Origin of the sequence: Microbacterium meiriae (assembly GCF_040685015.1) — a bacterium.
Taxonomy (GTDB): domain Bacteria; phylum Actinomycetota; class Actinomycetes; order Actinomycetales; family Microbacteriaceae; genus Microbacterium; species Microbacterium meiriae.
Window position 1 is genome coordinate 632,496 of the sequence record NZ_JBFBHD010000002.1, and the last position, 22,097, is coordinate 654,592.

The 22,097-nt window shown below is 66.6% G+C and carries 18 protein-coding genes; 11 read left to right on the forward strand and 7 right to left on the reverse strand.

The genetic code is table 11. The annotated features are described in order from the left end of the window. Nucleotides 1–10: 10 nt before the first annotated feature. The 7 genes from AB0N68_RS11595 to AB0N68_RS11625 all read right to left on the reverse strand — a co-directional run bounded on the left by AB0N68_RS11595 (nt 11) and on the right by AB0N68_RS11625 (nt 5,809). A complete protein-coding gene (locus tag AB0N68_RS11595) occupies nt 11–703 on the reverse strand; it encodes a hypothetical protein (protein ID WP_363332748.1) in 693 nt (230 codons plus the stop codon). Nucleotides 704–737: 34 nt separating this feature from the next. Further along, nucleotides 738–1,739, reverse strand: a complete 1,002-nt coding sequence (locus AB0N68_RS11600; protein ID WP_363332750.1) for a ParB N-terminal domain-containing protein — start codon at nt 1,737–1,739, stop codon at nt 738–740. Further along, nucleotides 1,736–2,635, reverse strand: a complete 900-nt coding sequence (locus tag AB0N68_RS11605) for a hypothetical protein (protein ID WP_363332752.1) — start codon at nt 2,633–2,635, stop codon at nt 1,736–1,738. The genes AB0N68_RS11600 and AB0N68_RS11605 overlap by 4 nt, the downstream gene beginning before the upstream one ends. 93 nt (nt 2,636–2,728) lie before the next feature. Then, on the reverse strand, nt 2,729–3,133 hold the full coding sequence (locus AB0N68_RS11610) for a hypothetical protein (RefSeq protein WP_363332754.1): 405 nt from the start codon (nt 3,131–3,133) through the stop codon (nt 2,729–2,731). Next, nucleotides 3,130–3,771 carry a DUF2637 domain-containing protein gene (locus AB0N68_RS11615; protein ID WP_363333152.1) on the reverse strand — a complete coding sequence of 214 codons (642 nt, stop codon included), beginning with the start codon at nt 3,769–3,771 and terminating at the stop codon, nt 3,130–3,132. Before AB0N68_RS11615 ends, AB0N68_RS11610 begins: the two co-directional genes overlap by 4 nt. A gap of 32 nt (nt 3,772–3,803) precedes the next feature. After that, complete coding sequence (locus tag AB0N68_RS11620) at nt 3,804–4,736, reverse strand: bifunctional DNA primase/polymerase (RefSeq protein WP_094182231.1); 933 nt, start codon at nt 4,734–4,736, stop codon at nt 3,804–3,806. Continuing rightward, complete coding sequence (locus AB0N68_RS11625) at nt 4,736–5,809, reverse strand: ImmA/IrrE family metallo-endopeptidase (RefSeq protein ID WP_363332756.1); 1,074 nt, start codon at nt 5,807–5,809, stop codon at nt 4,736–4,738. The genes AB0N68_RS11620 and AB0N68_RS11625 overlap by 1 nt, the downstream gene beginning before the upstream one ends. Before the next feature lie 260 nt (nt 5,810–6,069). Here AB0N68_RS11625 and AB0N68_RS11630 point away from each other — a divergent pair, with 260 nt between their 5' ends. The 11 genes from AB0N68_RS11630 to brxL all read left to right on the forward strand — a co-directional run bounded on the left by AB0N68_RS11630 (nt 6,070) and on the right by brxL (nt 22,001). Next, entirely contained in the window at nt 6,070–6,552 is a 483-nt protein-coding gene (locus tag AB0N68_RS11630; protein WP_369826320.1) for a hypothetical protein, read from the forward strand. Between the two features lie 60 nt (nt 6,553–6,612). Continuing rightward, nucleotides 6,613–7,077: a hypothetical protein gene (locus AB0N68_RS11635; protein ID WP_048548410.1), complete on the forward strand. Its 465-nt coding sequence runs from the start codon at nt 6,613–6,615 to the stop codon at nt 7,075–7,077. Beyond that, complete coding sequence (locus AB0N68_RS11640; protein WP_363332759.1) at nt 7,074–8,084, forward strand: MAB_1171c family putative transporter; 1,011 nt, start codon at nt 7,074–7,076, stop codon at nt 8,082–8,084. Before AB0N68_RS11635 ends, AB0N68_RS11640 begins: the two co-directional genes overlap by 4 nt. Continuing rightward, on the forward strand, nt 8,081–9,217 hold the full coding sequence (locus tag AB0N68_RS11645) for an alpha/beta hydrolase family protein (protein ID WP_363332761.1): 1,137 nt from the start codon (nt 8,081–8,083) through the stop codon (nt 9,215–9,217). Before AB0N68_RS11640 ends, AB0N68_RS11645 begins: the two co-directional genes overlap by 4 nt. A gap of 135 nt (nt 9,218–9,352) precedes the next feature. Next, nucleotides 9,353–9,541, forward strand: coding sequence for a helix-turn-helix domain-containing protein (locus AB0N68_RS11650; RefSeq protein ID WP_129392770.1), 189 nt, complete (start codon nt 9,353–9,355; stop codon nt 9,539–9,541). A 127-nt stretch (nt 9,542–9,668) separates the two neighbouring features. Continuing rightward, nucleotides 9,669–10,424 carry a hypothetical protein gene (locus tag AB0N68_RS11655; protein ID WP_363332763.1) on the forward strand — a complete coding sequence of 252 codons (756 nt, stop codon included), beginning with the start codon at nt 9,669–9,671 and terminating at the stop codon, nt 10,422–10,424. After that, the gene (locus tag AB0N68_RS11660; RefSeq protein ID WP_129392764.1) at nt 10,421–10,978 is read left to right on the forward strand and encodes a BREX protein BrxB domain-containing protein; all 558 of its coding nucleotides are present in this window, start codon (nt 10,421–10,423) and stop codon (nt 10,976–10,978) included. The genes AB0N68_RS11655 and AB0N68_RS11660 overlap by 4 nt, the downstream gene beginning before the upstream one ends. Continuing rightward, nucleotides 10,975–14,433: a BREX system P-loop protein BrxC gene (gene brxC, locus AB0N68_RS11665; RefSeq protein ID WP_363332765.1), complete on the forward strand. Its 3,459-nt coding sequence runs from the start codon at nt 10,975–10,977 to the stop codon at nt 14,431–14,433. The genes AB0N68_RS11660 and brxC overlap by 4 nt, the downstream gene beginning before the upstream one ends. 1 nt (nt 14,434) lies before the next feature. Beyond that, nucleotides 14,435–17,617: a BREX-1 system adenine-specific DNA-methyltransferase PglX gene (locus AB0N68_RS11670; protein WP_363332767.1), complete on the forward strand. Its 3,183-nt coding sequence runs from the start codon at nt 14,435–14,437 to the stop codon at nt 17,615–17,617. Then, the gene (gene pglZ, locus AB0N68_RS11675) at nt 17,614–19,947 is read left to right on the forward strand and encodes a BREX-1 system phosphatase PglZ type B (protein WP_363332769.1); all 2,334 of its coding nucleotides are present in this window, start codon (nt 17,614–17,616) and stop codon (nt 19,945–19,947) included. The genes AB0N68_RS11670 and pglZ overlap by 4 nt, the downstream gene beginning before the upstream one ends. Beyond that, the gene (gene brxL / locus AB0N68_RS11680) at nt 19,944–22,001 is read left to right on the forward strand and encodes a protease Lon-related BREX system protein BrxL (RefSeq protein ID WP_363332771.1); all 2,058 of its coding nucleotides are present in this window, start codon (nt 19,944–19,946) and stop codon (nt 21,999–22,001) included. The genes pglZ and brxL overlap by 4 nt, the downstream gene beginning before the upstream one ends. Nucleotides 22,002–22,097 lie beyond the last annotated feature (96 nt).

The window sequence follows — 22,097 nt, forward strand, 5'->3', positions numbered from 1 at the left end:
GCCAACCCCTTCAGCGCAGCGGGTTGTCGAGCTGCGACAGCCGCAGCAGATGGCAGGTCGCGTAGGTCGGTGCGCAGACGACGAACACGGTGAACGCGACCGGATGCTCGCTGGTGACCTGCTGCCCGTTCCAGACCCCGGCACGATGGCGAGTGCCCTCGATCGTGACGGCCGTCGTTCCTGCCGCGAGCTGCCCCGGCTGGGCCTGCGCCGCCGCCTCGGCCCAGGCATCGGGGACGTAGGCGGTGTCGATGGTGAGGTGCTGGCGGGTGGCGTACTGCCGCAGCTCGATCCAGGCGTCGCGGGTCGGCAGGTACGCGGCCACGTCGGAGGCCAGCCCCGCCTGTTCCTCGCCGCTGGGGTCTCCGACCGCGAGGATCACCGAGGTGTAGTCCAGCGGCCACAGCCCCGACGCCGTGTCCCACGCAAACAGCGTGGACGCGACCCCACGCGCGAAAGTCTCAGGATCGGCAGAACGCGGAACCGCTGGAACCCGCGGTGGCCGGGGTGTGCTCGGTGCCACCGTCGGCGGTGCCGTCGCGACCGGGCCGGGCTCCGGGTCGGGATCGGGGCTGGTGTTGCTGCGGGGGCCGGCGAGCAGTCCGTAGACGCCGACGCTGGCGAGGAGCAGCAGGACGATGCCGGCGGCGATGAGGGCGACGAATCGGCGGCGGTTCCCGGGATCAGTGGGTGCAGGGCTCATGCCGAGCAGGTGCACACCCGGCACCTTGCTGTGGTCAGAACGCGCGGAGTCGGGGCCGCTCCGCCGCGCCTTCGCGCGCGGCTCGGAGTGCATCGGCGAACCGGACGGTCCCGTCGGCGGTGGCGAGGAAGTTCTCGAACTGCTCGTCGGTCAGTTCACCGGCGAGGGTGTCGGCGTCGTAGTGGGTCCACCAGTTCGTCAGTTCGCCCCAGGTCTGGATGAACGCGCGCGGTGGGTAACGGACGGGTTGCCCGTCGTCGGTGGCCAGGGGCAACGGACGCGGTGGGGTGCGCTTGCCCTTCTTTATCGACTTCGCTCTGGCCACGGCGGCTTCGGCGCGGGCGTGCAGTTCGGCCTCGCGCCGCTCTCGCTCGCTGGTATCGGCATCGCGGATCGCTTGGTAGATAGGATGCACCGGGTCGCCAGCCTCGATCCGCTCCAGCCCGGCGGCGGCCTCGGCGCGCAGAGTCTCGGGCTGGATCGGGTTGTTGGCGATGTCTTCGAGGTAGCCGATCTTCTCCAGTGTCGTGTGCGAGGCACCGCCGGGAATCATCGCCGCCGCCTGTTCACGGGCCTTTCCGAGCGGCCCGTTCGACGGTGGTGCAAAGTTTGCACCACCGTCGTTCCCCGGCTGGTTCTCGCTGCTGAACTGGGTAGCGCTCTTGCGTCGGGCGGCGTCTTCGGCCATGACCTGCTTAATCTCGCGGTAGAGTCCGGCGGCTTCGAGCTGGGTGTACGGCTTGTGGAGCATGTTGTCGTCCTGCTCGGCGAGGAGCTGCCCGAGCCGGTCGGACAGGCCACTGCGAACCCACACGTTGACGGTGCGCCAGCCGAGCATCTTGATCGCGGCAAGGCGTCGTGCCCCGCACACCAGCACGCCGTCGATGGTGATCGTGAGCGGTTGCAGCAGGCCGTCGCGCCCGATGGACGCGGCCAGAGCGTCGATGTCGCCGAGGTCGGCGCGGTGCCGGGTGCCGACGAGGATCGAATCGACGGTGCGGTCGAGTTGGATGCTGCCGATCTGTGGCTCGGTCATGACGACTCACCGCCTCCACCACTCGGAGCGGCAAGTGCGAGCGCAAGGATCAGGTCGTCGTCGCGGAGCAGCAGGTCGAGGGTCTCGCCCAGTAGCAGCCGGAGCAGGATGCCGCGACCGCTGCTGGTGGCCACGTAGGCCGGGTGTGGGTTCCCGAGTAGCGCTTTCAGGAGCGCGGCCCAGGATCGGCGCGGCAGGTCGAGTAGTGCCCGCGCGTGCCGATCGCGGCGCAGTGCCTCGTGGGCGGACTGGCGGGTGCCGGCCTTCATCAACGCTCCGCAGACGTGCTCGACAGCGGCCCTTGCCGTATCGGCCGGCCAGTCGAGCAGGCACAGCATCGCGATGGCGTCCTCGGCCGCCGATCCGGCGGACATGCACGCCTGCGCCGACCCGAGACTGTCGCGCGGCTCCGGTTTGAGGTCGCTGGAGTGGAGGTCGGTGGTGTGGAACGCGGGGTGGTAGTCGGCCAGGGCGGTGTCGCGTTCGGAGAACCGTTCGGGGTCGTGGAACGCCGAGACGTGCGCGCGGCGGGCCTGGTGCACCGAGCAGAGCAGACCTTGGGCGCGTTCCTCGTAGACGCAGGTGATCCGCACGGCGTGGGTGATGATCGCCCACGGATCGTTGGCCTCGCGGGTCGAGCGGTACTGCATCGCGTCGAACGCCGCCGTGACCGCCTCCCAGGTGTCGAGCTTGTGCTTCCTCGCGAGAGCGCGGTACTTATCGGCGGCGAACTCCATCAGGTCGCGTGCCACCGCGTCGTGAACCCAGGCGTCCTCGCCGCTCTCGGCGAGGCGATTGAGCAGGGCGCGCAGGCCCTCGCCGGTGGTGAAGTCCTCAGCCCCGAAGGCCGTCGGCTCGGTCCTGGTGTTCCTGCTGGTGCTGGTTGGTGTGGTCATGGTGTCGGCACCTCCTGGCAGGCAGGTGCGCACGCGCTCCCACGAGTGCGTCCTGCATGCCGGTGCCGTCGCAGCCATGACCTGTCACCACCGTCAACTCATCGAGACCCCGGAGCGGGACAGCTGCGACGCAGGTGCGGTGCTGCGCCCGAACGCGGAGATCGGTGGCAACCGCCGGGCGCGATCTCCAAGACGACGAACACCGGCACCGATGGGGGTGCGGGTGTGGCGTGCCAGCTCGGCCTGGAAGTCGAGGCCACGCCCGGCGGCGTGCGCCGAATGCCGGGCGATCAGGTCGGTGGGGCGCACCCACTCCACGCCGCGCCCGCGAACGAGCGCGTGCTGCTTGTCGTCGCGGGCGACCTGCGCGGCCCGCACCGCTTCCGGCGTGCTCGTCGCTTCGACGGGCTCGGGTCGCTCCCGCGGCTCCTCGGGCACGAGGCGTGCGGGATCGGGCCTCGCGGGGTCGTTCTGTTGCGGGTTGTCGGTGGTGTTCATGGGGTCGTCTCCTCCCGCTCGTCTGCGGTGTCGGTGGTGTCAGTGAGGTGCGCGACGGCGAACCATCTGCCCACGGTCGAGGGATGCACCCCGAGTTCGCGGGCGATCCGCTTGTTCGACCAGCCCGCCTCGCGCAGCTCCCACCCCAGCGCCCGCCGATCCGCCACACCGTCGTTTCGACGGGTCGGTTCCGGCCCGCCAGACGGCAGCTCTGGCATGGGCTCGACGGCGACCGTAGAGAACGCGGCGGCCGGTTCCTTGTCGGGGTCGGTGGTGCGGGTGAGGATCACGGTCAGGTGCGTGATGGCGAGCAGAACGACGGGCGGCACCGCGGCGACCGAGGCTGCGAGCATCCGTGGCACGTCGGCGTCTGCGGCGACGACTGCGTGAATGGCGTTCGCTGTCACTGAGACAAGCGCGCCGCCGACCAGCAGCGCCCACGGATACCAGGCCGAGCGCTGCCCGGCGAGCGCGACGACGGCGACCGTGGCGACGACGATGATGCCGTCCACGATCAGCGGCCACGCCCACGCCTGCCCCGCCCCGATCCCGGAGCGAGCGGCCAGATCGGCCAACGACGTGAACGACAGCCAGAACGCCCCGGCAGCGATGAACACCGTCCCCGCGACCGCCGTCATCGCGGCCCACCGCCGCCCCTCCGATTCACGCCTCACAGCCCCGCCCTCCCGAAGGCTGCGGACGGTGGGCTCGCCGAACGACCGAACCAGCGACCCACGTTCCGGCTCCGGCCGTCTGACGCGGTCTCGGATGCGGGCTGAATGGCTCGGTAGGCAGAGCGCACGGTCGTGGCGATCTCGCGATCACCCAGACCCGCCGACTGTGCCGCAGCACCCAGCGCATCGAGCGCATCGGCGGCCGAGACGCCGTTCTCGGCGAGGCGACAGGCAGCCCAGAACAGGCCACGGTTCCGCTCGCCCTCATCCCGCCCGGCGACCCACGCCGCCAACCGCTCAGATTCCATATCCATCGAGCCGCTGCTGGGACGTGGTGGGGCGACGGGGCGCGGGTCGAGAAAGTCCCGCAGACGTGCCGCATCCACCGCGCCGACCGAGTGCGCGGCGATGTCCGCGACCTGGTAGAGCTTCACATTGCCGTCGATGATTCGCCGGGAAGGAGGAGCGATGATGTAGCCGCCGTCGCCCCGGAAATCGACACCCGCAGCGGCTGCCTGCCACGAACGCTGTTCGCTGCCTGGTGTCGCCGGGAAGTACACGTGCGCGCCACCGGTGGGTGTGCGCACCAGCAGACCCGCTCCATCGACGAGCCCCGCTTCGGTGGCGCGCTGGTACGCCGCGCGGCCATCGTGGGGGCCGTGGACATCGACATCCACGACGACAACGCCCGATGCCGCTCCCGTCGGGATGCCGATGTTCGCATTCGGTGTGCGCGACCACCACGCGGCAACCTGTTCCGGGTCGCTGCTCGCGTCGAGGAACCCACGGCGGGTCAGCGGACGCTTCCCCTCCACGAGGCACGGGAACACGGGCACCCCCGCCGCCGCGAGACTCTGCGCAGCCAAGGCCAGGTTTGGTGAGCGATCCACGCGAATGAGCGCCGCAAGGACATCGAATGGATCGGGCATCACAGCCCCCGCCCCGCCAGCGCCGACGCAGCACGCGGACGATCGGTCTCTACCGCAGGCGCAGCCGTGCGGGAAGTGCGCGGACTGGGGGTGTCACGGTCGAGGCCGGGCGGGGTGCCGTCGCCGACCTGGAGCGTGTCGAGCTGGTCGAGGATCGCCAGCGCGGTCTTCCGCACCCTCTCGCCGGTGGCCTGCACCACCTGGACGGGCTCGTGGCCGTCCACTCGGGCGGCCCAGGTCGAGACGTACGGGATCGTGTACCCGGCGGTGTCCATGCCGTGCGCGGCACCGATCATCAGCGCGACGGACTCGGCTTCGACCTCGCGGATGCCGCGATGCTGCCGCGCCTCCTCGTCGTCGGGATCGTGCATCAGCACATGCGCCAACTCGTGCGCGAGGGTCTTGACCTGCGCGGCAGGGTCCATGTTCTCCCGCACCGCGACCGTGCGCGCCTCGTAGTCGGTCATGCCGTTCGCGCCGGAGATCATCCCCTCGTGCGGCACCCGCCGCACCTCAAACCCCGCGACGCGAATCTGCCCGGCCAGCCCCTCCCACAACCCTGACGGTGCTTCGCCTTCCAGCAGCGTCGGAGCGGGCGGCACCGGCAGCGGTTCGCCGTCCGTCTGCGAGGCATCCCACACGTAGGCCGGGCGCGCTCCGACCATCCGCGAGCGCACCACCTCGTTGACCTTGTGCTTCTCTCGCGGCCCCAAGCGACGCCAGGAGTTCGGATCGGCAGGATTGGACGACGCGAACCGGCCCGTCACCGGCGCGAAGATCATGTACCCGGTCTGCCCTTTCATCACCTGCCGCCCGAGCCCCTGCCACTGCCAGTACCCGGCGACCAGGGTGGGGAAGGGCTCGGGCACGCGGCCCGCCTCGAACGCGGCCTCGTGCTGCACCCAGATCAGCATCGTGTTGTTGAATGACCGCGACCTGAACCGTGCGGCGAAGGCGAGCGCCTGCCGCCAGTCGTCACCCGAGACCAGCGACTCGACCGCGCCGGTCAGTTTCTCGTGCAGCTCGTCGAGCTTCGCCTCTCGCGCCGCGCGGGCGTCCTCGTTCGATGCCATGCTCCGGCCTCCTCTTCGGCGGGCCGCGCCAAGGTTGCGCGCGGCGGTACACCTGGCAGGTAGGCGCGAACACCCGTGCCCGAACCGTGAGCTGGACATCGTTCACCTCCTTGAGGCAGCCCGAGCCGAGACCGGGACGCGGCATTGAGCATGCTCAAAATGTCCCGGAGTCCTGTTCTAACACCGCCCATTGAGCATGCGCAAGCCTTGATTTGTGCATGCTCAACGAGTACGGTTGAGCATGCACAACCACCCTCCGGGTGGACTACATCGATGCCTTGCCCGTCGCGAAGGGAAGGGGGTCAGCCACCATGACCGAAGACGAGAGCCAGGCTGCGGCCGAAGACCTCGCCAAGCGTCTACGGCTCCTGATGGATGTCGCCGTTGCCGAGTCCGGCACTGAGCCGACCTACTCGCAGATCGCCGACTACCTCCACGAACGAGGCACCAACCTGTCACGGTCGCGCTGGACGTACATGGTCAACGGCCACCGCTACGTCCAAGACCCCGCTGTGTTCGAGGGGCTCGCTGCGTTCTTCGACGTGGACGCCGCGTTCCTGCTCGGCGAGGACGGTGCCGCTACCCCCGAGAAGGTCTCAGCGCAGCTCGATCTGGTTCGGTCCATGCGGGCAGCGAAGGTGAAGTCCTACGCAGCGCGCACCCTCGGCGACATCTCGCCGAAAGCCCTCCACGCCATCACCAAGTTCCTGGACGAGGAAATGACACACATGCCCGAGCACTGACCGGTACCGCACGACACGGAGCCGCCACCGGTCCTGCTCCCCACAGACAAGGGGCGAACCGTGAATATCGAACAGACCGTATCGGCGGCCGTCGCGGGCCTTCAGCTCGGCAACACCTTCACCTTCGACAACCTCCGCCACACCGTCCAAGACCGCCGGCACCGGCGGCTCCGCATCGTCGAACTCGCAGACCTCGACGCCCACGACGGCCTCTGCGCGGCATTGCTCTCCACCGCCGCCGAAGACTTCGTGCTCCACGCCCGCAGCGACTCCGCACTGCACCGTCAGCAGTTCGTGCTCCACGAGCTTGCCCACATGATCCTCGGGCACTGCGACGGCGACGACTGCACCGTCGACGAGGCACTACTGCCCAACATCCCGCCGCACACCCGCGCACGCCTGCTCACTCGGCAAGACCTCGACAGCGAAACCGAGATCGCCGCCGAGTCCCTCGCCGACCGGCTCGCCGCAGGCATCCGAGGGGCGGTGTTCGCCGAATCGGCCTACTCGGAGGTCTTCGGATGATCCAGACGCTCGTCGCGACGCTCATGTGGGCGCTCGTGGCGAGCCTGCTCATTTTCCGCCGGAAGCGCACCGACAGAAGCATCACCTACGCCGCGATCACCATTGCCATCGCGATGACGCTGAACGTCGATGACATCTACACGGTCGTCGATCCGCTCCTCGGCGGCACGAACATCGCGACGCTGATCGCGGACGCCCTGCTGATGACCGGGCTGTTCTTCCTCGGGCGCGGCGTCATGAAGTCCGGCGAGTACCGGCCCCGGCTTGTCCGTGCCGCCGTGAGCGCACCCGTCCTGCTCATCGCGCTACTCGCAATCACCGCATCGTTCCTGTTCATCGACCGCGGCACCACCACCACACGATTCATGAGCGACCTCGGCGCACAGCCAGCAACAGCGGTCTACTCAATCATCAACTTCAGCTACGGAGCACTCGTCATCGCAACGATGCTCGTCCTCGCCGCACGGCAGTATCGACACAGCACAGGCATCCAGCGCCTCCCCGCCGCGCTGCTCAGCCTCGGATCAACCTTCGGCGTCGCCCTCTGCCTCGCCGTGATCGTCATGGACATCGCCCATGCAGCCGGTCAACTCGACCTCATGCACGCCATCCAGGCCGCCTACGATCCGCTCTCCGTCCTCACCTTCGTGTTCCTCTGCGCCGGGTTCGCGGTCCAGCCCGCCGTCCGCCGCGCCCAGCACCACGCCCGACGACGGAACACGATCTCGTTCACGGCGCAGCTGGAGCCGCTCTGGCTCCGAGCGACACGCGCGCGACCCGGGCTGAGCCAAGCCGACCCCCTCGCCGCCAACAGCGACGACCCGGAGGGACACCTGCACCGAGTGATCGTGGAAATCCGCGACGCAATGATCGACCCCCGCATCACCTTCGACATCAGCGCCGAAGACCGCGCCCTGCTCGAACGAGCCGAGAGCCACCTCGTCGGAAACGACACCACCGTCGCAACGACGCTGCCCGTTCCAAACGTCGAGGAGCGTGAATCGTGATCGGGCGCATCGCCCTCGGCGGCGGGATCGCGGCAGCAGCAGTCGGCGGGCTCGGGTGGGCAATCGCAAGGCGCCTCACCGCACCCGTCGGCCCGCGCACGTTTGACCTCCCCGTCCGAGGAGTCGAGCACGACGACGACGGTGACCTGATCGTGCTCGACCGCACCGACCAGACCACCGCGCACGGCATCTACAACCTCTGGATCGAGCACGACCGCTGGGCACAGCTCTCCGCAGAGATCACCGATCGCGGACCTACTCGCGTCGCCCGCAGGATCACGGGCACCACATCGGGCTTCACTCCGAAGGTCGGCGACCGCGCCTCGTGGAGCGGCATCTACTACGCCACCCCAGCCGAGGCCGGACTTCATGCCCGCGAAATCGCCATCGCCGCTCCCGCAGGATCGTGCCCGGCCTGGCGCATCGACGGCGACCCTTCGACCTGGGCGATACACATCCACGGCCTCGGCAGCACCCGTGCCGGCACGCTTCGAGGCGTTCGCGTCGCGACCGAGCTCGGGTACACCTCACTGGTCGTCAGCTACCGCAACACAGCAGAAGGGCCACACGTTGGCACCGGCCGAGTGACCCTCGGCCGCACCGAGATGAGAGACGTTGACGAAGCCATCGGATGCGCCGTCCGACGCGGAGCCCAACGAATCGTGCTCTTCGGCTGGTCGATGGGTGCCGCGATTGCCCTCCAGCTCGCCGACCGGCCGCGACACGAGGGGTTGATCGCCGCGCTTGTGCTCGACTCACCAGTCCTGAACTGGCGCGAGGTCATCAAGTCCAACTGTGTTCGCAGCGGACTGCCCGCAGCAGCCGGACACCTCGCGATCCCGTGGCTCACCGTCACCCCGCTGGCGCGTGCAGTCGGGTTGCCGGGCAGCATCCCACTTCGCTCCTTCGACTGGACATCCCGAGCCGCAGACCTCGCCACGCCGACCCTGATCCTCCACGGCACCCGAGACGATTCCGCACCGATCCGGCTCTCACAAGGACTCCGAGACGCCCACCCGGACCTCGTCGAGCTGGAGACCTTCGACGCCGGCCACACCCTCTGCTGGAACACCGACCCCGACCGGTGGCACGAAACGGTGACTACCTGGCTAAACGCGCGTGTCCCACGCTGATCGGCAGAACGGAGCGACCACCCTCGGCACCCATCTCGTTCGGCCACGCCCGGAGAAACCCAACTCAAGCCGTACCTCCGCCGGTATCATCATGAGTGTTGGCCTGCCTAGGCCATGGAGCGAGGGAGGACCAACGTGGCTGAGCCGTGGCTGTCCGCAGACGACATCGCCGCCCACCTCGGGGTCACCAAAGACACCGTCTACACCTGGATCGCCGAGAAGGCCATGCCCGCCCACAAGGTCGGACGCCTCTGGAAGTTCCAAGCCAGCGAGATCGACGACTGGGTGCGACGAGGCGGCGCCGCAGGAGACGACACCCCATGAAGGCTCGAATGTCAGAGGTTTCTGCTGAGATCGAACCTGCGATGAAGCCCCTCGTGAGCGAGATTCGCAACGCCCCGCTCCGGGTGCGTGACGCGATGCGCGCGACCGGAAGGAGGACGACCGAGAGATGACGAGTTCACATGTCGCTGGGAGCGACTTCACGCTCGGCACGTTGCGGACGACCGCCAGCCATACGATTGGCATTCCCCACCTGGTGGAGCTCCTCCGCGAAGTGCCATCCGATGCGCCCGCCGAGCAGTACCGCCAAGCGGTGGTCGACGGCAACGTCCTCGGACGGCCAACTTTGGCCGGGCGGCAGCGTTCGTTCCGCCACCTGCGCGAGCTGTACTTCCTTGATCCGGGGCGTGCTGAGTTCACGGCCTTGCGGCGTTTCTGGGACATTGACCCTGCATCGCGCCAACTCCTGGCGGGGCTGCTGGCCTTCACCCGTGACGAGGTCCTCCGAGCGTCGTTCGCCGCGATCGCGGACCTCCCGGTGGGTTCGAGCGTGACCTCGGCAGACCTCACCGCTGCCGTCGCCGCTCAGTTCGGCAGCGAGATGTCCGAGTCAACCCTTGGGAAGACTGGCCGCAATACCGGGGCCTGCTGGACCCAGACCGGGCACCTTGCGGGCCGCGCCAAGAAGGTGCGCACCGAGGTGGAGGCCCGTCCGGCGGCCATCGCGTATGCGGCCTACCTCGGTCACCTCGCCGGCGGACGCGGCATCGGCGTACTCGACAACCCCTGGTCGCAGATTCTGGGGCTGGCCCCTGGCCGCACGTTGGAGGCACTGCGTGACGCGCACACCCAAGGCCTCCTTGACTTGCTCGTTGCGGGCAACGTGGTGGATGTGTCCTTCCCGACTTTCGGCGGCGTCGCATGAGCCGCGTCTCCGATCTCGTCGACGCCTACAAGGCCGAGTTGCCGCTGGCATGGAAGGACAATGTCTCGGGCGGTGAGCGCGTCTGGATGCTCGTCTACCCGCCCGACCTGGAACGCCAAATGCGGCACGCTCTGCCGAGCATCGAGTTGGCGACTACCCAGGCCGGCCGCGTCTGGGCTGTACTCGACGTCACCGACGACTTCGGGCGCTGGCTGTCCGCTCACCGGCATGCGGAAGCGTTCTACGAGGACCCGAGCGACCTCACTCAGTCGATCCTGGATCAGTTTGAGACAGCGCTTGTCGCGCGCATCCGCCAGGCTCTCGAAACGGCACCTGAAAACGCTGTCGTGGCACTCGTCGGCATCGGCTCGATCTTCCCGTTCCTGCGAGCATCGAGCGTAATCAAGTCCGTTGACTCCGCGGTCACCGGACGCCTTCTCGTGCTCTTTCCTGGGCTTCACGACCCGGAGACTCATTCATTCCGTTTGCTCGACGCGCGTGACGGATTCAACTACCGCGCGCGCGTCATCGACCCGCAGAAGGACATCGCGTGACGATCAACAACGACCTGTTCATCCGGCCGCCCCTGAGCTTCGAGATTCCGAACGACGGTGTTACCAATGTGGACCGTCCCGAGGACTCCAACCAGTGGGAAGTCCTCAAGTACGAGCTGGAGAGCTTCGTCTGCGAGGGCGAGTACGAGCACGGCCTCCAGCGCATCCTTGACTCCTACACCGGGCATCGGAATCGGACGACGCAGCCTGCCGTGTGGGTGTCGGGCTTCTATGGCAGCGGGAAGTCTCACCTCGTCCGCGTCCTCCAGCACCTGTGGGCCGACACGAAGTTTCCGAACGGTGCGACCGCGCGCGGTCTGACGAACATCCCCCAGGGCATCCAGGACCAGTTGACCGAGCTGACAACTCTCGGCCGACGCGACGGTGCCGCACCGTGGGCGGCAGCAGGTGCACTCGACCGCAGCGGCGACACCCTCAACTCGGTGTTTCTCTCGATCGTCCTCGGGTCGGCGGGACTGCCGACGCGTGTCGCCCCCGCCCAGGTTGCGCTGTGGCTCGCGGGCAACGGGCACCTCGACGCTGTTCGCGATCACGTAGCGGCCAACGGCGGAGACCTTGTCCACGAGCTGAGTGAATACAACCTCAGCACGCCACTCGCGAACGCGATCCTCGCCGCGGACCCCGCGTTCGCGTCGTCGGCCCGCGACGTACGTGCCGCGCTGCGCAACCAGTTCCCACCGGACACCCGCTCGTTCTCCACGGACGAGACGATCGCGCTGCTCAAGAAGATTCTTCAGTACGTCGGCGATGGCCAGATCCCGCCGTCGCTGATCGTCCTCGACGAGGTGCAGCAGTACATCAGCGGCGACGGCGGCCGAGCGATGGAGGTGCAGAACCTTGTTGAGTCTGTGTCGCGCGAACTGAACGGTCGGGTGCTGCTCGTCGCCACCGGCCAGCAGGAACTGACGGCTGATTCGACGCTTCAGAAGATTCAGGACCGTTTCACCGTCAAGGTCGTGCTCAAGAACCAGGACGTCGACGCCGTTGTCCGCCGTGTGCTCCTTAGCAAGGAGCCCGCCAGGAAGCCTGCTCTTGACGCCACGTTGGCGTCGGTTTCCGGGCAGATTTCCCGCCAACTCATCGGCAGCCGGATTCAGCACACCGCGGCGGACGACAAAGACCTCGCCGAGGACTACCCGCTGCTCCCGTTGCGCCGTCGTTTCTGGGAGAGCGTGCTCCGCCAGGCCGACGCCGGCCGCGCCGGTCAGCTGCGCTCCCAGCTCCGCATCGTGCATGAGGCGAACCGCAAGGTCGCTCCCCAGTCAGTCGGCACTGTGGTCGGCGCCGATTTCCTCTACTCGCAGAAGAACGAAGACCTCAACGGCGCAGGCCTGCTTCTCAAAGAGACGCAGACGCTCATCCACGAACAGGGGCAGAAGGACCCCCTGCGCGGCCGCATCCTCGGCCTCATCCACCTCATCGGTCTGCTCCCTACATCGGGCCACGGCGACATCGGCGTCCGCGCGACGGCAGACCATCTCGTCGACCTCCTCGTCGAGGACCTCTCCCACGACGGGGACCGGCTCCGGCAGCAGGTGCCTGCGGTGCTCGAAGCGCTCGCCGAAGAGGGCGTCATTCAGCAGGATGGCGAGGAGTTCCGCCTTCAAACTAAGGCGGGCCGTGAGTGGGACGAGGCATTCCGCAGGCACCACGCGCAAGTCACCGACAGCGAGGTGAGCACAGAGCGCGACTCGCTGCTACTCGCGGAGGTCAACCGGGCTCTGCCCGCTTCGATCCAGCAGGGTCGTGCCAAGGAATCCCGCAAGCTCGCGCTGCACACCGACGCCTCGCTTCCGCCGGAGTCTGATGCGATCCCGGTGTGGCTCCGCTCCGAGTGGGACGAAGGAATCACGGCGAAGCAGTTCGACGAGGCCGCCCGCAGCCTCGGCATCGAGTCGCCAATCGTTCTCGTACACCTTCCCCGACTCCAGGCTCCAGCGTTCGCCGCGGCAGTCCGCAACAAGCTCGCCGCGCAGCGCGTGATCGACCAGCACGGAATCCCGCAGGACGACGAGGGCAAGCAGGCACGAAGCGCGATGCAAACCCGCCTCAACCGTGCAACCGACCAAGTGAACGCCCACGTCCGCGATGTCATCGGCCGGGCGAACGTACTCCTCGGGGGTGGGACTTCGCCGAGCGGCGTCAGCCTGCGCGAGCGGATCGAGGCGGGCGCACAGTCCGCCGCGACCCGCCTATTCCCGCGGTTCTCCGAAGCTGACGACAACCGGTGGCCGCAGGTCATCGCGCGCGTGCGGAGTGGATCGGCGGCCGACGCGCTGAAGGCGCTCCAGTTCGATGCCGACCCAGAGCAGCATCCCGTCGTCAAAGAGATTCTCGGCCACGTCGGCCCGGCGGGCACGTCCGCGAGTGAGGTCGAGAAGGCCGTGACATCGAAGCCGCTAGGCTGGCCGCGCGACGCACTCATGGCCTCCCTCGGCGTGCTCCTAGACACAGGAGTGATCCGTGCGACGCTCAACGGGAGCGATGCGACCACGGCCGATGTACTCAAGCAGACCCGCCTCGGCAACGTGCAACTCCGCCGCGAGGTCACGGTGCTCAAGCCCGCCGAGAAGATCCAGGCCCGCCAGGTGCTGAGCAACCTCGGCTTCCCGACCGACAACGACGGACTCGTCTCGGCCGCCGAACAGGCCGTCAAGTCGCTCGTCGACCGCGCGAAAGGCGTGAGCGGGCCTGCTCCGCTGCCTGACATCACAGTGCCAGGCAGCATTCAGGTGATCTTGAGCTCGTCGGGAAACGACCGTGTGCACGCCCTGCTGGCAGCGAAGAGTGACCTCACGAGCTTCAGCGACCAACTCGGAGACCTGGAACGTAGGCTCAAGAGTCGCACACCCTCGCTCGAACTGGCGCGTTCGCTTGCATCCTCGGCCACGGAGCTGGAGTCCGCGGCGGCGGCCCGTGAGCGGCTCGACGCACTGGCCGCGAGCCGTGATCTCCTCACCGAGGCCGATCCAGTCGCCCCGATCGTGAAAGAACTCGCCGAGGCGCTCCGCGATGCCATCCACGAAGCGGCAGTTGCGTTGCGCGACGCCCGCGCGACGGCTGTCGCCAGCCTCGAACAGCAGCCAGCATGGACGGCTCTCGACGAAGCGCAGCGCGAGGCGCTCCTCACGGAACATCATCTCGGCATCGAGGCGGAGCCCAACCTTGCAGATGCTGCTGCCGTCCTGAGTGCGGCGCAGACTCGCCCGCTCCAGGGGTGGACCGCTGAACTCGACGCCATCCCGCAACGGGCTTCGCGGGCGCTGGAAGCGGCCATTCGCCTCACGACACCTGCGGCCAAGACGGCCACAGTGCGGGTTTCGACGGCGAGCCTGAGCAGCGCCGACGAGGTCGAGCGCTACATCACGGCCCTGCGGATGCAGCTTCTCGACGCCCTGAACAACGGTAGCGACACCGTGGTGGTGAAGGGCTGACATGACGACAGAAACGACGAAAGTCCTCAACTTCGACCAACGACGCTTTCTAGATGCCCAGACGCAGCGCGCCCGCGAGGCTGCACAACGCGCAGCCGAGGATGCTCTGCGCGCTCTCGCGGTTGCCGAGCCGAGCCGTCCGGGCTACCTGAGTGACGAGCAGAACAAGCTCCGGCTCGCGCTCCGCGACAAAGCACGGCAGCTCGGCGATGACACCGCATGCGCAGGTGCACCGCTCACCAACCTGGTGCACGACGTTGCCTACGAGCAGTGGCATCGCTTGCTGTTCGCGCGCTTCCTGGAAGTCAATGGCCTGCTCCGGCATCCGGATTACCGCGATATCCCGTTGTCATTGGAAGACTGCAGCGATCTCGCGTCTGACCTTGGCGAGCCGGATGCCTGGGCCGTTGCCGCGCGGTTCGCCTCGGAGATTCTGCCCGGCGTGTTCCGCCTCACCGACCCCGCGGTACAAGTCCAGTTCGCAGCCGAACACCGTAGTGCGCTGGAGCGCCTCCTTCTTGACATTCCGTCCGAGGTTTTCACGACGGAGGACGCGCTTGGCTGGGTGTATCAGTTCTGGCAGACGGCCGAGAAGAAGCGCGTCAACGAGTCAGGCATCAAGATCGGCGGGGCCGACCTCTCGCCCGTCACACAGCTCTTCACCGAGAACTACATGGTTCGATTCCTGCTCGAGAACTCTCTAGGAGCATGGTGGGCCGCGCGTCACCCCGAATCTGCCCTGCTTGACGGCTGGGAGTACCTGCGCCGCAACGAGGACGGAACCCCTGCCGCCGGTTCGTTCAGCGACTGGCCCGAGCATGCTGCCGACGTGACGGTGATGGACCCCTGCTGCGGCTCCGGTCACTTCCTCGTCGCAATGTTCGGCATGCTCTGGCGCATGCGTGCCGAGGAGGAGGGCCTCACGCCGACTGAGGCACAAGATGCAGTCCTCCGCGACAACCTCCATGGCCTCGAACTCGACCCGCGATGCACCCAGATCGCGACCTTCAACGTGGCGCTGGAGGCATGGAAGCAGGGAGGGTTCCGTGAACTCCCGGCCCTGCGGATTGCTTGTTCGGGCGTGCCGGTTCGAGCGTCGCAGTCCGAATGGGAGTCGCTGGCCGGCGAAGACGCCGAGCTTCAGAAGGTAATGACTCGTCTACATGGTTTGTTCCGTAATGCAGACTCGCTCGGGTCTCTTATCGACCCTCGCCCGGCGCCTGCACGCAGTGGCGGGCTCTTCGGCGTGGACTTGAGTATTGGCGTCGAGTGGAACGACGCCCGAGAGGTCCTGGCGAAAGCGATCCTTGCGGAGCCGGACGCTCCAACGGTTCTGGGGAATGCGGCAGACGATGTTATGCACGCAGCGGGAATGCTCGGACGCGACTACGTCCTTGTCGCGACGAACCCACCGTTCTTGTCCTCCGGTCGTCAGTCTGAAGTGCTGAAGGAATACGCGAAGGCCTCAGACCCTGCTGCGAGCGGCAACCTCGCTTACTCGATGTGGCGTCGGTGGAAAGGCGCGGGTGTCGCGTTCGTCATTCCGCAGAACTGGCGTTTTCAGGTCACCTACTCAACCCTTCGGAAGGAAGTCCTGAGCGATCGTGCCCGTCATCTCGTGGGTGCCCTCGGTGTGAACGGATTTTCGACGAGCATGTGGGATTTCCACACCGATCTTGTTATCTCATCGCCTGCGCGAGAGCGTTCTTTGGTGGGTGTCGATGCCGGGCAGGGCGCTACCCCGACAGAGGTCGCTTCCTTGCTAGCGGAAGGCGATCTTTCAGCGGTATCGGCGGATAGCCAGTTGGCGAATCCTGATCACCGGATCACCCTTAGTGTGATCGACCGCTCTACCCTCTTGGCTGCGAGCGCGACATCCTCACAGGGTGTGACTACGGGGGACAACCCCCAATTCATGCGGAAGATGTGGGAGGTCCAACTGCCACATCCAGAGTTCCGTCATATCCAGAGTTCGGTTAGCGGGACCGAACCGTATGCAGGACGAGATCAGATCATCTGGTGGCAAGATGAGGGCGCGGTTCTGATCAACAACCCCCAGGCTCGGATTCAGGGAAGTTCAGTGTGGGGCAAGCGCGGCATTGTCGTTTCGCAAATGGGCGACTTGCCCGTAACCCTGTACACCGGCGAGATATTCGACATGAATGCAGCCGTTGTCGTGCCACACGATGAGACCGATCTACCAGCCCTCTGGGCTTACCTCTCAAGCGACAAGTATGCGCGCGATGTCCGAGCAGTTGACTCGAAACTCAACGTCACTAACGCGACTCTTGTCAAGGTCGCCTTCGAGCGTGACCGCTGGCGGGACACGGCCCAGGTGCGAGGAGCACTGCCCAGTCCTTGCTCCTACGATCCGACGCAGTGGCTATTTGGCGGCAACCCTGCGGGATCGCTGAACCCGCTCCAGGTCGCCGTCGCCCGCGTCCTTGGATATCGCTGGCCCACTCAGGAGCCGGACAAACTCGACCGGTTCGCCGATGCCGACGGTATAGCCTCCTTGCAGCCGCTCCCAAACGAACCTGATCTGGTTACGCGCGTCCGAGAGCTGCTTGCAACGGCCTTCGATAGCGAATGGTCCGCCGCGACTGAGCGGAGACTCGTGATGGAGGCGGGCGGAAAAAACGGCAAGCTTGACGACTGGCTCCGTGACTCGTTCTTCGCCCAGCACGTGAAGGTTTTCAAAAACCGGCCGTTCCTGTGGCACATCTGGGATGGTCGGAAGGACGGGTTCTCGGCAATCGTCAATTACCATCGCCTTGATCGGCGGACGCTTGAGAAGCTCACATTTACCGTCCTCGGCGCATGGATCGACCGACAGAAGCACGAGGCCCGGGCAGAGCGTCCCGGTGCCGATGCGCGACTCGCTGCCGCCGAAGAGCTTCAGCGCAAACTCAAGCTGATCCTTGAGGGCGCGCCGCCGTACGACGTTTACGTGCGGTGGAAGACCATGGCCGAGCAGCCGATCGGCTGGGAGCCCGACTTTGACGACGGGGTGCGACTCAACATCAGGCCATTTGTTACTGCTGGTGTGCTCCGGTCGAAGGTTAACGTGCATTGGAAGAAAGACCGTGGAACGAATCCTGATGGTTCGGAGCGGATCAATGACCTTCACCCAACGCTTGAGGAGCGGCGTGCCGCCCGGCGCGAGGCGGGGGACGCCAAATGACGCTTGTCCGTGCCATCGTCGCGAAAGCCCTCCGTGACGCTGCTGCCTTCAATGCGGGGGCGAACTCTGCCCCAGCGGCTGTTCTGTGGGCCGATCCTGAGCGCACCTGGGAGCCGGTGATTCGCATCCTCCAGGAGGCAGTGCCCATCTTGGTGCTCGGAGAGTACGACCCTGCAGCTGCACGAGGTCCAGCGCTTTGGCTTCGAGCCGTTCTCGCCTCGCCCGAGTCAGCGGAACTGCCTGCTCATCTTGCCGAACCAGACGAACGCAACCCGTGGGTTATCTACCTGCCGGGTGTCAGTCGAGGCTCCGTGGCAGAGGCAGCGGCGCTCGACGACTCGCTCGCGCCGCTGGCCGACGTTGCGATCCGCTCGAACTGGTGGCCCTCTGCCCACGGTCAGACGCCCTGGACGCCGCACTCGTTCCTTGCGTCGAAGCAGGGTGCGGGGCTCGACATCGCGAGTGACAGTGCGACGAAGGCGGCCCTCGCTCAGGTGCTGGACAAGCTCCTCTTCAAGGACATCGCCGATCTCAAACGTATGGGGCGTCTCGATTCGTCTCGCCTGCACCACCTTGTGCTCGATGACTCAGTGCGCACGCTCCTCGATTGGATGAACGACCCGGACGCTGTGCGGGCTTCGCTCGAAGGTGCGCAGTGGCAGGCCCTTGTCGCCTCCTGCAAGTCCGTTTACGGCTTTAGACCTGAGAAGGACGGCGCGCTCACTGCAGCCAGTAAGCTCGGCGGCCGAACTGGCGAGTGGGGAGCTGTCTGGCAACGGTTTGCGGAGAACCCGAGCCGTTATCCGAACCTTCCTGCCTTGCTCGACCAGGCGCGGCCCTCTGTGGTGCCGCTCTTTGGAGACACCGACCCACACCCTGACTCGTGGCCTTCGTGGAACCGCGACCAGGAGGACGCGCTCAGGTCGGCACTCAATGCATTGGGCACTCATCCCGACCCGCGTGGTCGCGTTGAAGAGCTCGCTGCCGCGCACACGCCGCGCGAAGACAACGTATGGGCTGCTCTCGGTCAGGCGCCCCTTGCGAGGGCCGCCGGTCACCTCGCGGAACTGGCAAAACGTGTAGCGACCGCTTCGACAGCAACAGATCTCCAGAGTCAAGTTGCCTGGTACAGCCACGAGGGCCACGTGATTGACGACCTCGCACTGCGGACGATCGCGACGGCCAAGACCGCACAAGACAGGGCCGCTGTCACCCACGCTCTCGGCGCGATCTACGACCCGTGGGTCGATCAGTCGGCACGAGCATTCCAGAAGGCCGCAGTTGGCACCTACCTCGGCCAGACGGGCCTCGACGTAGCCGCCGGAACATGCGTGGTCTACGTCGATGCACTGCGCTACGACCTGGCCACCCGTGTTGCTCGCCGACTGTCGGGTCTCGCGGTAGTTGTGGAGCCGCGCCAGGCGGCTTTCCCCAGCGTCACGCCAACCGGCCAGCCGGCGGTGGCGCCGATCAGGATCAGCATGGCTGGCGGCGCGGCCTTCGACGCGGCCGACGATCAGGGGCGATCTGTGAAGGGTGCAGTGCTGCGATCGGCCCTCGCTGGGGCGGAGGTGCAGTTCCTCGACTGGGACACCGCTCAGGTCGGCGACCCGGCCGGAACAGCGTGGACGCAGACGAACATGATCGACTCGCTGGGCCACTCGCACGGGCATCAGATGGCGGACCTCATCGACCACCACCTCGACCTCATCGCCGAGCGCGTTCGTACGCTGCTTGACGCAGGGTGGCGGAAGGTCGTCGTGGTCACCGATCACGGGTTCCTCTTGCCCGGCCAGGCAGCGCAGAAGGTCACCCTCCCGATACAGGTGACGGAAGGTGATGCTGCCCGCAAACCGCGTGTGGCGCGGTTGAAGGCCGCCGCGGCGCGCCCGGATTTCCCGATCCTGCCCTGGACTTGGGACTCATCTGTCGACATGGTCAGCGCACCCGGAGCTGCCGCATTTGAAGCGGGCTGCCTGTACGAGCACGGCGGATTGAGTCTCCAGGAATGCGTGATTCCCTTCGTCACCGTGACCCGCGGCGACTCGGTCGTTGCGCCCGTCCAGATTGAAGCTGTTCGATGGACAGGACAGCGCTGCCGCATCGACTACGGCCCTGCCGAAGCCGAAGTGGCCGCCGAAGTTCGGCTTCACCCCGCCGACGCATCGAGCGCCGTCGGCGGCCCGAAGGCGCCCACCGAGCCGGGCGAGGTCAAGGTGCTCGTCGATGAGGAACAGGCTCCTGCTGGGGCGAGCGCCTGGGTTGTACTACTCGACCCGAGCGGTGGAGTTCTAGCGCAAGCACAAACCACGGTAGGAGGCGTCGAATGACCGAGGCAATCACGCTCGACGAGATCGACACGATCGCAGCATCCGCCTTCGAGGGGTACGTCGTTCGCAAGGACCTCGCCCAGCAGTTCAAGGGCGCGTATCCCGTCCCGACCTATGTCGGAGAATTCCTCATCGGACGCTACTGCGCCACAACCGACCCGGAGGAGATCGAAGAAGGGCTCCAGGTCGTACGACGACTGCTCGCTGACCGCACTGTACGGGCAGGCGAAGAAGAGCTCTTCAAGTCACGCGCGCGTGAGCGCATGACTGTCAAGCTCATTGATCTCGTGAAGGCCCGACTCGATGCGAAGTCGAACGCCTACGTTGCCGAGCTGCCGAGCCTTGGGCTCCGAGACGTGCGCATCGACGATGACGTTGTCCGTGACAACGAGCGCATGCTGACCGGTGGCTTTTATGCCGAGGTTGATCTGTTCTACGACGCCGCGATCGCTGATGAGAACAACGGCAAGCCCTTCGCTATCGGGTCGCTCCGCCCCATCCAGCTCTCAACCCGCGATTCGCTCTCGCGTCTGGCCGAAGGCCGCTCACGGTTCACCACAGAGCAGTGGAAGCACCTCCTGCTTCGGTCAGTGGGCTTCGAACCTGCGCAACTCACCGAGCGCGAGCAAGACGTGCTCCTGCTGCGCATGGTCCCGTTCGTCCAGCGGAACTTCAACATGGTCGAACTAGGGCCTCGTGGCACCGGCAAGTCCCACCTGTTCCAGCAGGTGTCGCCCTACGCGCACCTGATTTCCGGCGGCAAGGCCACCGTCGCCCGGATGTTCGTCAACAATGCCACTGGGCAACGCGGCCTCGTCGCGCAGTACGACGTCGTCTGCTTCGATGAAGTCTCCGGCGTCTCCTTCGACCAAAAGGACGGCGTCAACATCATGAAGGGCTACATGGAGTCGGGTGAGTTCTCCCGGGGCCGTGAGTCCATCCGTGCTGACGGTTCGATCATGTTGGTCGGGAACTTCGACGTGGATGTCGCCCACCAGCAGCGGATCGGCCACCTGCTCTCGCCGCTGCCCCCGGAGATGCGTGACGACACGGCGTTCATGGACCGCATCCACGCCTACCTGCCCGGCTGGGATGTTCCGAAGCTCAACCCGACCTACTTCACTCACCACTTCGGACTCGTGAGTGATTTCCTGTCCGAGTGCTGGTCGCGCCTTCGCGACCAGTCTCGCCTCACCTCGATCCAGGGGCGGGTCAACTACTCCGATGCACTGTCGGGCCGGGATCTGTCGGCCGTCAACAAGACGGTCGATGGCCTGCTCAAGCTCTTGTATCCCGACGCCGAAGCCGCGATCTCCGACGAGGACCTCGAATGGGCGGTGCGCATCGCACTGGAGTGCCGGCGCCGCGTCAAGGAACAGCAGCGCCGCATTGGCGCAGCAGAGTTCCGTAACACCCAGTTCGGCTACCGCCTCGGCGAGGGAGTCGAGCAGTTCGTCTCGACCCCCGAGCTCGCGAGCCCCGACTCGATCGGGCTCGATCCGCTGCCCCCAGGCCAGGTGTGGGCGATCTCCGAGGGCGGCGGCGACGTCGGCCCGGGACTCTACCGAATCGAGGCGGCGGACACGCCCGGCTCTGGCGCACGCGGTCTACTCAACCAGGCCGCACCCGCCGCGCTCCGGGAAAGCTTCAAGGTCGCAGAGCAGAACCTCATTGCCCAGGCAAGACAACTCGTGGGCGACCGCGACCCGCGCGAGCACAACCTCACCGCTCAGATACGCGCGCTCGACGCTGCCAAGACCGGTGCCGGCCTAGGACTGCCGATCCTCCTCGCGCTGGCCTCGGCGATGCTCCAGCGGTCAATCCGGGGTGGCCTAATCGCTGTCGGCAATCTGTCGCTCGGCGGCGGCGTCGAGACGATCCTCAACGCAGCGCAGCTTGCCGAGCACGCGATGGAGAAGGGAGCGACGGCCCTCTTGCTCCCGGTATCAGCCCGCCGCCAACTCCTCGACGTCAGCGACGAGGTTGCTACGAAGGTCTCGTTCGTTTTCTACAGTGACGCGCAGGACGCTCTCGTGAAAGCGCTCGACGAATGAACAAGCAGACGGTCAGACTTTCCATGCGGCCGAACGAGCGGGTGATCTGATGGCCGGTGCTCATTGGGTTCGCGCCGCTCTGCCCTGGACCTGCAT

What these genes read in the sequence shown, in the direction of transcription:
- AB0N68_RS11595 (WP_363332748.1), bottom strand. Translation starts at nt 703, where the DNA reads ATGAGCCCTGCACCCACTGATCCCGGGAACCGCCGCCGATTCGTCGCC.
- AB0N68_RS11600 (WP_363332750.1), bottom strand. Translation starts at nt 1,739, where the DNA reads ATGACCGAGCCACAGATCGGCAGCATCCAACTCGACCGCACCGTCGAT.
- AB0N68_RS11605 (WP_363332752.1), bottom strand. Translation starts at nt 2,635, where the DNA reads ATGACCACACCAACCAGCACCAGCAGGAACACCAGGACCGAGCCGACG.
- AB0N68_RS11610 (WP_363332754.1), bottom strand. Translation starts at nt 3,133, where the DNA reads ATGAACACCACCGACAACCCGCAACAGAACGACCCCGCGAGGCCCGAT.
- AB0N68_RS11615 (WP_363333152.1), bottom strand. Translation starts at nt 3,771, where the DNA reads ATGACGGCGGTCGCGGGGACGGTGTTCATCGCTGCCGGGGCGTTCTGG.
- AB0N68_RS11620 (WP_094182231.1), bottom strand. Translation starts at nt 4,736, where the DNA reads ATGCCCGATCCATTCGATGTCCTTGCGGCGCTCATTCGCGTGGATCGC.
- AB0N68_RS11625 (WP_363332756.1), bottom strand. Translation starts at nt 5,809, where the DNA reads ATGGCATCGAACGAGGACGCCCGCGCGGCGCGAGAGGCGAAGCTCGAC.
- AB0N68_RS11640 (WP_363332759.1), top strand. Translation starts at nt 7,074, where the DNA reads ATGATCCAGACGCTCGTCGCGACGCTCATGTGGGCGCTCGTGGCGAGC.
- AB0N68_RS11655 (WP_363332763.1), top strand. Translation starts at nt 9,669, where the DNA reads ATGACGAGTTCACATGTCGCTGGGAGCGACTTCACGCTCGGCACGTTG.
- AB0N68_RS11660 (WP_129392764.1), top strand. Translation starts at nt 10,421, where the DNA reads ATGAGCCGCGTCTCCGATCTCGTCGACGCCTACAAGGCCGAGTTGCCG.
- AB0N68_RS11670 (WP_363332767.1), top strand. Translation starts at nt 14,435, where the DNA reads ATGACGACAGAAACGACGAAAGTCCTCAACTTCGACCAACGACGCTTT.
- pglZ (WP_363332769.1), top strand. Translation starts at nt 17,614, where the DNA reads ATGACGCTTGTCCGTGCCATCGTCGCGAAAGCCCTCCGTGACGCTGCT.
- brxL (WP_363332771.1), top strand. Translation starts at nt 19,944, where the DNA reads ATGACCGAGGCAATCACGCTCGACGAGATCGACACGATCGCAGCATCC.